9 protein-coding genes and 1 pseudogene are annotated in these 10,316 nt (G+C 61.2%); 3 read left to right on the top strand and 7 right to left on the bottom strand.

The features are described 5' to 3' along the window. Positions 1-83 precede the first annotated feature (83 nt). The 5 genes from J0I64_RS05115 to J0I64_RS05095 all read right to left on the bottom strand — a co-directional run bounded on the left by J0I64_RS05115 (position 84) and on the right by J0I64_RS05095 (position 5,189). On the bottom strand, positions 84-872 hold the full coding sequence (locus J0I64_RS05115; RefSeq protein ID WP_291406532.1) for a ThuA domain-containing protein: 789 nt from the start codon (positions 870-872) through the stop codon (positions 84-86). Between the two features lie 111 nt (positions 873-983). Continuing rightward, entirely contained in the window at positions 984-1,988 is a 1,005-nt protein-coding gene (locus tag J0I64_RS05110; protein WP_291406531.1) for an ABC transporter ATP-binding protein, read from the bottom strand. Positions 1,989-2,000: 12 nt separating this feature from the next. Continuing rightward, positions 2,001-2,846, bottom strand: a complete 846-nt coding sequence (locus J0I64_RS05105; RefSeq protein WP_291406530.1) for a carbohydrate ABC transporter permease — start codon at positions 2,844-2,846, stop codon at positions 2,001-2,003. Then, on the bottom strand, positions 2,846-3,826 hold the full coding sequence (locus tag J0I64_RS05100) for a carbohydrate ABC transporter permease (RefSeq protein ID WP_291406529.1): 981 nt from the start codon (positions 3,824-3,826) through the stop codon (positions 2,846-2,848). The genes J0I64_RS05105 and J0I64_RS05100 overlap by 1 nt, the downstream gene beginning before the upstream one ends. Positions 3,827-3,920: 94 nt before the next feature. Next, positions 3,921-5,189 (bottom strand): ABC transporter substrate-binding protein, encoded by a 1,269-nt coding sequence (locus J0I64_RS05095; RefSeq protein ID WP_291406528.1) that lies wholly within the window; start codon positions 5,187-5,189, stop codon positions 3,921-3,923. A 486-nt stretch (positions 5,190-5,675) separates the two neighbouring features. Here J0I64_RS05095 and J0I64_RS05090 point away from each other — a divergent pair, with 486 nt between their 5' ends. Further along, entirely contained in the window at positions 5,676-6,695 is a 1,020-nt protein-coding gene (locus J0I64_RS05090; protein WP_291406527.1) for a substrate-binding domain-containing protein, read from the top strand. A 30-nt stretch (positions 6,696-6,725) separates the two neighbouring features. Here the strand turns inward: J0I64_RS05090 and J0I64_RS05085 are convergent, their stop codons facing one another. Together J0I64_RS05085 and J0I64_RS05080 are read right to left on the bottom strand one after the other, a co-directional pair. Continuing rightward, complete coding sequence (locus J0I64_RS05085) at positions 6,726-7,457, bottom strand: hypothetical protein (RefSeq protein ID WP_291406526.1); 732 nt, start codon at positions 7,455-7,457, stop codon at positions 6,726-6,728. Then, positions 7,454-8,383 (bottom strand): aminotransferase class IV, encoded by a 930-nt coding sequence (locus J0I64_RS05080; protein ID WP_291406525.1) that lies wholly within the window; start codon positions 8,381-8,383, stop codon positions 7,454-7,456. The genes J0I64_RS05085 and J0I64_RS05080 overlap by 4 nt, the downstream gene beginning before the upstream one ends. 318 nt (positions 8,384-8,701) lie before the next feature. Here J0I64_RS05080 and J0I64_RS05075 point away from each other — a divergent pair, with 318 nt between their 5' ends. Further along, positions 8,702-9,808: an ABC transporter substrate-binding protein gene (locus tag J0I64_RS05075; RefSeq protein WP_291406524.1), complete on the top strand. Its 1,107-nt coding sequence runs from the start codon at positions 8,702-8,704 to the stop codon at positions 9,806-9,808. A gap of 147 nt (positions 9,809-9,955) precedes the next feature. Further along, positions 9,956-10,316: pseudogene (locus tag J0I64_RS05070) on the top strand (acriflavin resistance protein); the annotation flags it as partial.

Here is a 10,316-nt window from a genome sequence, read left to right as displayed (position 1 = left end):
TCCGGGCGATCCACTACCGCGCTCGCGGCGCCCCTGGATTGCCCGGACGAGCCGGGCAATGGCTATGGAAGGGATAATGCGTCTTACTTCTTCACTTCACCGGCATGATCGGAAGCCGAGAGCTTCGCGCCGCGCTTTTCGATCTTTTCGATCGCTTCGCCGACCGGCGTGTTCGGCGCCTTCATCAGGTGCGCATGGCGGTCGCCGTTATAGGCCCAGTTGACCGCATTGCGCAGCACCTGGCCAACATTGGCGTCGTGATAGGTCGGATAGGTCTCGTGGCCAGGACGGAAGTAGAAGATATTGCCGGCGCCACGACGGTAGGTCAGGCCCGAGCGGAACACTTCGCCACCCTGGAACCAGGAAACAAACACGGTTTCCAGCGGCTCCGGCACGGAGAAGGGCTCGCCGTACATTTCTTCATATTCGAGTTCGAAATAGGCCGGCAGGCCCTTGGCGATCGGGTGGCCAGGGTTGACGACCCAGAGGCGTTCCCGCTCGCCCGCTTCACGCCAGTGCAGGTTCGCCGGCGAACCCATCAGGCCCTTGAAGACCTTCGAGTGGTGACCCGAGTGGAGAACGATCAGGCCCATGCCCTGCCAGACATGTTCCATGACGCGCTTGACGACAACGTCGTCGACCTTGTCATGGGCGGCATGGCCCCACCAGACCAGCACGTCGGTCTCGGCCAATACCGCGTCGGTCAGGCCGTGTTCCGGTTCCTGCAGCGTCGTGGTCTTGGTCGAGATATTGCTGTCCTGCTTCAGCAGCGAGGCAATCTGGTTGTGCATGCCGTTGGGATAGTTCTCGGCAACGACCTTGTTCTTCTGCTCGTGGACGTTTTCGCCCCAGACCAGGGTACGGATCGGCATAGGTAGTCTCCTAGTTCGACAAGCCGGATGGGGAGCCACCGGCTGTTTCTCGGCTCTCTTCGTGATTGGTTTTGTGACAGCCATAAGGCTGTCACTGCATTTGTGATCGTGTCAGCGGATCGGCTTGCCGGCCGCGTCGAAACGGTGGATCCGCTCGTCCTGCGGGGAAACCTTGAGCACGGTGCCGCTCTGGTAGGTAACCGCACCATCAAGGCGCACCACCACCGGCTCTTCCTGGCCCATGTCGAGATAGACATAGGAGTCGGCACCGAGATTTTCGGTGTGAATGACGGTGCCTTCCCAAAGGCCGTCGTTCTTGATGTCCATGTGCTCGCCGCGAATGCCCAGCGTCGCGCAGCCATACTTCTCGGCCTTGTCCCCGGCAATGAAGTTCATCTTCGGGCTACCGATAAAGCCGGCAACGAAAATGCTGTCCGGACGCTCATAGAGCTCCATGGGCGTGCCAACCTGCTCCACCAGACCATCGCGCAGCACGCAGATGCGGTCGGCGAGCGTCATTGCCTCCACCTGGTCGTGCGTCACATAGATCATGGTGACCTGGTTCATTTCCTCGTGCAGCTTGGCGATCTCGATGCGAGTGGCCACGCGCAGCGCCGCATCGAGGTTCGACAGCGGCTCGTCGAAGAGGAACACCTTCGGGTCGCGGGTAATGGCCCGGCCGATGGCCACGCGCTGGCGTTGACCGCCAGAAAGCTGCTTGGGCAGGCGGTCGAGATACTGCCGGATCTGCAGCATATCGGCGGCCTTTTCGACGCGCTGGCGGATTTCCTCCTTGGCATGACCCTTTTCTAGGGTGAGGCCAAAAGCCATGTTTTCGTAGACCGTCATATGCGGATAGAGCGCATAGGACTGGAACACCATGGCAATACCGCGCTTCGACGGTGCCAGCGCGTTGACCAGCTTGCCGTCAAAAAGCATGTCGCCCGACGTGATGTCCTCGAGGCCCGAGATCAGCCGCAGCAGCGTGGACTTGCCGCAACCCGAGGGGCCGACAAACACCATGAACTCGCCCTTGCGGACTTCGAGGTCGACGCCCTTGATCACGTCGACCATGCCGAAGGACTTGCGGACATTACGCAGTTCAATTGAAGCCATGACTATAACTCCTTAGCCCTTCACGCCGCCGGCCGTCAGGCCCGACACGATCTTGCGCTGGAAGATGAGAACGAGGATCACCAGAGGCACGGTGACGATGACCGAGGCAGCCATGATGTTGCCCCAGGGGATTTCATACTGCGTGCTGCCCGAGAGCAGTGCGATGGCCACCGGCACGGTGCGGGTATCGTTGTTCGCCGTGAAGGTGAGCGCGAAGAGGAATTCGTTCCAAGCACCGATGAAGGCGAGGAGGCCCGTCGTCACCAGCGCCGGCCACATCAGCGGCATGAACACGCGCGTGATGATCACCCAGGGTGTCGCCCCGTCGACGATCGCCGCTTCCTCGATCTCGACCGGCAGGTCACGCATGAAGGTGGTGAGCACCCACACGGTGAACGGCAGCGTGAAGATCGTGTAGGAGAAGATCAGCGCCCATGGCGTGTTGTAGATGCCAAGCGCCCGGATCACCTCGAAGAGGCCGGCGAGCACTGCCATCTGCGGGAACATCGAGACCCCGAGAATGGTGAGCAGCAACAGCCCCCTGCCCCGGAACCGCACGCGCGCCAGCGCGAAGGATGCCGTGATGGCGAGGAACAGCGCCAGGATCACCGTCACCGAGGCCACGAAGATCGAGTTGAGCAGGTTACGCGGAAAACTGCCCGAATTCAGCACGTTGAAGTAGTTGTCGAGGCTGAACGAGGTCGGCCAGTAGTTGATCTGGAACAGCGCCGTGCCTGATTTGAAGCTGGTCAAAATGGCGTAGTAGAACGGGAAAACGCTGACGACCACGATGAAGGTGACCAGAATGTAGAACAGCGTCCACTTGATCAGCTTCCAGAGATTGAATGTGGCACCCATTACCGGTCTCCCCCGTCGAACCGCACCTGCCCGAGCCAGATATAGACGATGGTCAGCACGGCGATGATCGTGAACAACATGGTGGACATGGCGGAGCCATAGGCGAACTTGTCGAAGTCGAAGAGGTTTTCGCGCGCCATGACGCTCATCGTCTTGGTCGCCGAGCTGTTGGGCGTCAGCACATAGATGAGGTCGAAGATACGCAGCGCGTCGAGCAGGCGGAAGATGATGGCCACCATCAGCGCGGGCCGGACAAGCGGCAGCGTGATCTTGAAGAACTGCTTCACCGGATGCACGCCATCGATCTCGGCTGCTTCATAGATATCCTTGGGGATCATCTGCAGGCCAGCGAGAATGAGCAGCGCCATGAACGGCGTCGTCTTCCAGATATCGACGATCAGAACCGCGGTCATGGCCGTATCGGCCGTCGCGGTCCAGGCCACCTTCTGGCTCAGAAGCCCAAGGCGCATACCGAGGTCATTGAGAATGCCGAACTGGTCGTTCAGCATCCAGCTCCACATACGGGCGGAAACGATGGTGGGAATGGCCCACGGGATCAGAATGGCCGCGCGGACGATGCCGCGCCCCTTGAACTCGGCATTGAGCACCAGCGCCACGACCATCCCGAGCACGGCCTCGAAGGCCACCGAGATAAAGGCGAAGCGCACGGTATTCCAGACCGCGTTCCACCAGGCCGGATCGACGAGCAGACCGCGATAGCGCACCGCGCCGCTCTCCATCACCGTCCATCGCAGATAGTTGCCGAACCCGACCCACTGCGCTGCTTCGAGATTGCTCAGCGATGCGTCGGTGAATGAAAAATAGATCGAGCGCAGCAGCGGCCAACCGGCGACCACCGCAAGCGCGACCAACATTGGGATGAGGAACAATCGTGCAGCGCGAATACGCTGCTGCATCAGTTCCGATTTCACTTTCGGCGCTGCCACCCTTGTGGAAGACGCCAGTGTTTCCGTTGTCATCGTTGCTCCTCCCAACGCCTCTGTCATTCATTGCACAAGGCGGGCGGCGGGAAAAACCCGGCCGTCCGCCTTGTCATTGGGGTCCTGGGAGGATTTACCAGGCGCTGCCCTTGAGGTCGGTCAGATCGGCTTCGAGGCCTTCAAGGTTCTGGGCAGCAGTGCCATTGCCCGACAGCGTGGCGTGGACGGCGCTCCAGAACAGCGAGGAAACCTCGTTGTACTTGACCTGGGTCGGAGCGGACGGACGCGGCACGGCGTTCTGGAAGATTTCCTTCCAGCTCGGGATGATCGGCTGCTTTGCCGCAATGTCGGCATCGTCATAGAGCGACTGAATCGTCGGCAGGTTCGACTGATTGAGCGCGCGTTCCTTCTGCACTTCGGCCGAGCTCAGGTAGAGCGCCAGCTGAATGGCGGCTTCCGGATCGGGCGAGTACTTGGAAACGGCAACGTTCCAGCCACCGAGGGTAGCGGCCGAGCGGGCATCCGGGCCTTCACCGGCCGGAAGCGGAGCAACGTCGAACTTGCCGGCGATCGGCGAGTCGGCGCCATTGCCGAGCGAGTAGGCATACGGCCAGTTGCGGTGGAACACGGCATTGCCGAGCTGCCAGACGCCGCGGCTTTCTTCTTCCATATAGGCAAGGTTGCCCTGCGGAGAGATGGTACCGATCCAGCTTGCGGCCAGGTCGATCGCCTTGGCAGCCTGCGGGTTGTTGATCGAGATGCTGCCATCAGCTTCAACGATCTGGCCGCCACCATAGGACTTGACCCATTCAAGGGCGTCGCAGGTCAGGCCTTCATAGGCGTTGCCCTGGAACACGAAGCCCCACATCTCGGCATTGCCGGCAGCGCGCTCGGCATCCATGACTTCCTTGGCGGTCGCGGTCAGCTCGGTCCATGTCTTGGGAACGGACTTGCCGTACTTTTCAAGAAGGTCCTTGCGGTAGTAGAGCGCCGGAGCGTCGGTGAAGGCCGGCAGAGCCACAAGCTTGCCGTTCACGGTCTGGGATTCGATGATCGAGGGGAAGTGCTGACCCACGACATCCTTGGCGGCGTCGGTGAGGTCGAGGAACTGGTCGGCGAGCTGCGGAGCCCAGATGACGTCGGTCTGATAGACGTCGATATCGGTGTTACCGGCAGCGAGCCAGAGCTTGTACTGGCCGAACTGGTCAGTGGTCGAGGACGGCATGGGGACGATGGTCACCTTGTGGCCGGTCGAAGCCTCGAACTTGTCGAGCTGGCCGCGCAGGAATTCAAGGCCATTGCCCGTGTCGCCCGAAACGATGGAAAGCTCGGCAGCCTGCGCCGCACCAGCCACCAGCGTCACGCTCGTCAGCATGGCAACGAGCATCTTGTTGAGTGTCATTGGAAATCCTCCCGAAAGTAATCTTGCACAGGGAGGCAAAACGGCACGGCCCAGCGCATCGTGCGTGAGCCGCTATTTCCCTCCCCTAAAGCACCCGCCCCACCCATTACCCCGGCAGATTTTCAAAGCGCTTTGAACGAAAAGGAACCAGAGCCCACGAACACTGTCAAGCACCGTCTCGCCGCAATTTTCACCATTTTTGCAGACACATCAATAAAGGTACGTATTTTCAACAGCTTACAAACGAGCCCGGACGGACAAAGCGGCAATTCGTTAAAATTGACCTGAGGTACGCACCTCAGTTAAATCCAAACATTTGGAGCCCCTTGCATCCAAAATTGAAATCGCTTTGAATGAGTTTTGGAGGAGTTGGGCAAAGGCTCTGGTCAAAGAGCCCTGCCTGCCCTAATGGCGAGGCGAACACAGCGGCCACAAGGCCAACACCTGGTAATCCGGGCGCCGACACCATCTGGGCCAGAAGCCGCTATGAGATTGAAAGACCTTGCCGAGCATCTCGGCCTGTCGCAAACGACGGTGAGCCGTGCGCTCAATGGCTATCCTGAAGTCAAGGAAGCAACACGTCTGCGCGTCTCCGAAGCGGCTGCCCAACTTGGCTACCGCCCGAACGACAGCGCGCTGAGGCTCGCCACGGGACGCGCCGGCGCGGTCGGCATGATCCTGCGCGGCCTCGATGAGTTCGGCCCTCATACAAGCGAGTTTCTTGGCGGACTCGGTTCCCGCCTCGCCACTCAGGACATCGATATCGTTGTCACCACGGTCGCTTCCTACCAGGAAGAACTCGCCGCCTATCGACGCCTTGCAGCCAGCCAGCGCGTCGACGCCATGATCCTGCACTCCCCCGCCCTCAATGACGAGCGGGCAGAACTGCTGATGGATCTAAAGATCCCTTTCGTGCTGCATGGGCGCACCAACATCAACAAGGCAGTGGCGTGGCTGGATATCGACAATACCGGCGCGCTTGAACGCGCAACAAGCCACCTCCTGGACCTCGGCCACCGTCGCATCGCACTTTTGAACGGCCTCAAGGGCCGAACCTTCTCCGAGCATCGCGAACTGGGCTATATGGCCGCCCTCTCCGCGCGTGGGGTCCCTTACGACCCTGCCCTCGTCGCCAACGCCCCCTTTACCGATGAAGTCGGGTTCCGCCTCGCTCAGTCCATGCTCGAGCTACGCCCCCGCCCCACGGCTTTCCTTGCGGGGTCGATGATGACCGCCCTTGGGGTCTTCCGCGCCATCCGCCAGGCCGGCATGACGCTCGGCGTCGACGTCTCCATGATCGCCCATGACGACGTTTTCCCCTATCTCAACGCCGACAACATGTACCCCACGATGTCGACAACGCGCTCCTCTATCCGGCAGGCCGGTTCGCGCATTGCCGAACTGCTGCTGCAAATGCTTGGCGGCAAGCCAGCCGCTGACATTCACGAACTTTGGCCAGTCGAACTGGTGCTGCGCGAGAGCTCGGGGCCGGCGCCGCTGTTTTAGACAGCCTCCGCGAACCCCTGAATCAAATTATCACGCCCCGAGCCTAAACCCTTTCATCCGTTCATAAAACGGACGCGCTTCATCCGCGATCTGAGCCAGCCGATCCGGCAGCGGCCCGATCGCATCCGGCGGCGAAAACCCTGTGCTGTTATAGACCGCATTGTACCAATGCGGCCCCCAAACCCCGTCCTCGGCATGCGCGCCCCTGGCCCAGCGTAACATTGCCGGGTCCCAGTCAAGCCCCACCGCCGCGCATAGAGCCGACAGCGTCCCCTCCGGATCGCGCCTGACATCGTCGCTATCGACCACCACTGGCGCCTTGCCCGTCCGCTGCGCCACCCGATCAAACAGCTTTGCCTGCCCTTCGAACCCGATATCGGCCAGCGTCACGTCCTCGCGCTTCTGCGCATAAGAGGCCAGGACCCGCTCCGGCGCGCGCAGCAGGAACACATTGGTGACGTCATCCATCCAGTCGAGCGGAAAGCCAGCCACCATGTGGTGGCTCATATGCTTCTGGTACCAGACAGCCTTCCCACCTGGCACCGGCCCCATGATATGCCGCACCACGTCCCCGGCGTCCTGCGGCTGCGACGCCAAAACCTCCTCCTGCATGGGGTGAACCACCCCCGCAGCCTTCAGATAGGCGGCATAAAATGGCTCATCGCTGACAAAACAGTCCGCCCGCGAGGAAAAGCTGCGCATCATCGCCGTCGAGAGATTTCGCGGCCCCGACCACATGGCAATCCGTCTTGTTTCGCTCATGGCCTGAAAGTCTCCGCCTCGATCAGCTCGCGATAAAGTCCTGCGAGACGCGCCGTCATTTCGCCCGGGATCGGCCCTGGCCCCTTGAGCGGATGTCCCATCCGGCGCCCATCCACCTCGCGCACCGAGGTTAGCCCGGCAAATGTGCCCGTCACAAAAGCCTCGTCGGCCCCATAGACATCGGTCAACGAGAAATTCTTCTGCCGCACGGTGATCCCTGCCGCCTCGGCCACGCGAATGATGTTCCCGCGCGTAATGCCGCCAAGGCAATAGTCCCCGGTCGAGGTCCACACCTCCCCGCGCCGCACGATGAAGAAATGGGTCGAATTGCAGGTCGCCACAAACCCCTGCGGATCGAGCATCAGCGCCTCATCCGCCCCAGCCTTGGCCGCCTGGATACAGGCCTGAATGCAGTTGAGCTTCGAGTGCGAATTGAGCTTCTGGTCCTGCATATCCGGCGCCGTGCGACGGATCGTCGAGGTAAAGAGCGAAATCCCATCCGGCTTCGGCGACGGCGCCTTGTATTCGGGAATGATGACGATGGTGGCATCACCGATCGTCACCCGCGGGTCCTGATAGGGCGTCGCCTTGATCCCCCGCGTCACCATCAGGCGGATATGCACGCCATCGGTCATGCCGTTGGCTGCAAGGCAGTCAAAAATCCGCTTCACCAGCTCGTCTGGCGTCAGCCCCACCGAAAAATCGAGCGTCTTCGCACCCTCATAAAGCCGCTCGAGATGCGCCCAGAGAAACGGAATGCCGCCCTTGTGGAGCCGCAGCCCCTCCCAGACTCCATCGCCAAGCACGAAGCCGGAATCGAAGACCGACACCACCGCCTTGTCGCGCGGCATCAGCTGATCATTGACCGCAATAAGAATGGAAGCGTTGCGCGGATCGTCCGCGTAGGCATGAACGCCGTAGGCCATAAGGGTAGGCTTTCTCTAGTTTAGAAGCACCCAAACCATCTTCCCTCGAACCGACAAAGTCGAGAGTTGGGGAAAATTTTGACCATCTGGACTAAACTGTCACAATTGGGCAATCTCCCGGTGCGGCTGGGAGGACGCGGGCAGAAGGGCGACTAGGCGCAATATCAGAGGGTTCGGCGCCCAATGCCCACGTTCTGGGCAACTCAACGCCGTCACCCAAATGTCATTGCATTGTCATCTGACCCATCTAATCCCTCGCCCGTTCGCAGCGGCTCTCCCTTTGGGGAGCCCTCGACAGCTCATTCAGGGAGACAAAGAATGACGTTCAAGTCTGCGCTGACCACCTCGGTTTCGCTTCTCACCGTGCTCAGCTTCGCGGCTCCGACTTTCGCCCAGACCGATCTTGCAGCGCTCTACGAAGCTGCCAAGACCGAAGGCCAGCTGACCACCATCGCCCTGCCCCATGACTGGTGCGGCTATGGTGCCGTGATCGAAGGCTTCAAGGCCAAGTATCCGGGCATCACCGTCAACGAACTGAACCCCGACGCCGGCTCGGCCGACGAAATCGAAGCCATCAAGGCAAACAAGGGCAATACTGGCCCGCAGGCCCCCGACGTGATCGACGTCGGCCTCTCCTTTGGCCCGCAGGCCAAGGCCGATGGCCTGATCCAGCCCTACAAGGTCTCGACCTGGGACTCGATCCCGGCTGATGCCAAGGACGAAGAAGGCTACTGGTACGGCGACTACTACGGCGTCATGGCGTTCCTCGTGAACACCGACCTCGTCTCCACCCTGCCGACCGATTGGGCCGACCTGACCAAGCCGGAATATGCCAATGCCGTCGCCCTCGCTGGTGATCCGCGCGCTTCCGCCCGGGCCATCCAGTCCGTTTACGCTGCTGGCCTCGCCACCGGTGCAGACGCTGCTGGTGCCGCCGAAGCCGGCCTCAAGTTCTTCGGCGAAGTCAACGCCGCTGGCAACTTCGTTCCGGTCATCGGCAAGTCCGCTTCGCTGGCCCAGGGCACCACGCCCATCGTCATCGCCTGGGACTACAACCTGCTGGCCTGGCGCGATAGCTTCCAGGGCAACCCGGCCGCTGAAATCGTCGTCCCCGCTTCGGGCGTCGTCGCTGGCGTCTATGTCCAGGCTATCTCGGCCTACGCACCCCACCCGAACGCTGCCAAGCTCTGGATGGAATACCTCTATTCCGACGAAGGTCAGCTCGGCTGGCTCAAGGGCTACTGCCACCCGATCCGCTTCAACGACATGGCTGCTCGCGGCGTGATCCCGCAGGATCTGCTCGACGCCCTGCCGCCGGCAGAAGCCTATGCCAAGGCCGTGTTCCCCACCATCGACCAGCAGAACGCCGCCAAGGCGACCATCACCGGTCAGTGGGACGCCGTCGTCGGCGCCAACGTTCAGTAATCTGATCCCGCCCCCGCCGGTTTGACTGGCGGGGGCGATTCTCTTTATCCAAGCCGCCTTTGGGGGCAATCCATCGGATCCAACGATGGACCGCCGGAACAAGTCCGGCGATAACGACTGTTGTGCGCTCTGGGGCAGTGACCGACGATGACCGATGCAGCCGCATCAATACGACCGCGCCGCCGCCTCTCCTTTGAGTGGCTGGGCGTAGCGCCTTTCATCATCTTCGCGGTGATGTTCCTGATCCTGCCGACGCTCTATCTTATCGGCGCAGCCTTCGTCGGCCGCGACGGGCAGTTCACCTTCGACAATATCGCTGGTCTGTTCACCGAGCAGATCATGGCCGCCTACTGGATTTCCATCCGCATTTCCGGCGCCTCCGCTATTCTCGGCGCGTTGATCGGCCTCGCCATCGCTCTGGCGCTGATCCGTGGCCGCCTGCCGGCTGGCCTGCGTTCCGCCGTCATGACGTTTTCCGGCGTCGCCTCCAACTTCGCTGGCGTGCCGC

The organism is Devosia sp., assembly GCF_017307565.1.
GTDB lineage: Bacteria > Pseudomonadota > Alphaproteobacteria > Rhizobiales > Devosiaceae > Devosia.
Note: the sequence above shows the minus strand (reverse complement) of the source record. Positions and strands in the feature narration are given on the sequence as shown.

Excerpts from the sequence above, each read along its gene's own strand:
- J0I64_RS05115 (WP_291406532.1), bottom strand. The coding sequence starts at position 872 with ATGCCGATCCGTACCCTGGTCTGGGGCGAAAACGTCCACGAGCAGAAG.
- J0I64_RS05110 (WP_291406531.1), bottom strand. The coding sequence starts at position 1,988 with ATGGCTTCAATTGAACTGCGTAATGTCCGCAAGTCCTTCGGCATGGTC.
- J0I64_RS05105 (WP_291406530.1), bottom strand. The coding sequence starts at position 2,846 with ATGGGTGCCACATTCAATCTCTGGAAGCTGATCAAGTGGACGCTGTTC.
- J0I64_RS05100 (WP_291406529.1), bottom strand. The coding sequence starts at position 3,826 with ATGACAACGGAAACACTGGCGTCTTCCACAAGGGTGGCAGCGCCGAAA.
- J0I64_RS05095 (WP_291406528.1), bottom strand. The coding sequence starts at position 5,189 with ATGACACTCAACAAGATGCTCGTTGCCATGCTGACGAGCGTGACGCTG.
- J0I64_RS05090 (WP_291406527.1), top strand. The coding sequence starts at position 5,676 with ATGAGATTGAAAGACCTTGCCGAGCATCTCGGCCTGTCGCAAACGACG.
- J0I64_RS05085 (WP_291406526.1), bottom strand. The coding sequence starts at position 7,457 with ATGAGCGAAACAAGACGGATTGCCATGTGGTCGGGGCCGCGAAATCTC.
- J0I64_RS05080 (WP_291406525.1), bottom strand. The coding sequence starts at position 8,383 with ATGGCCTACGGCGTTCATGCCTACGCGGACGATCCGCGCAACGCTTCC.
- J0I64_RS05075 (WP_291406524.1), top strand. The coding sequence starts at position 8,702 with ATGACGTTCAAGTCTGCGCTGACCACCTCGGTTTCGCTTCTCACCGTG.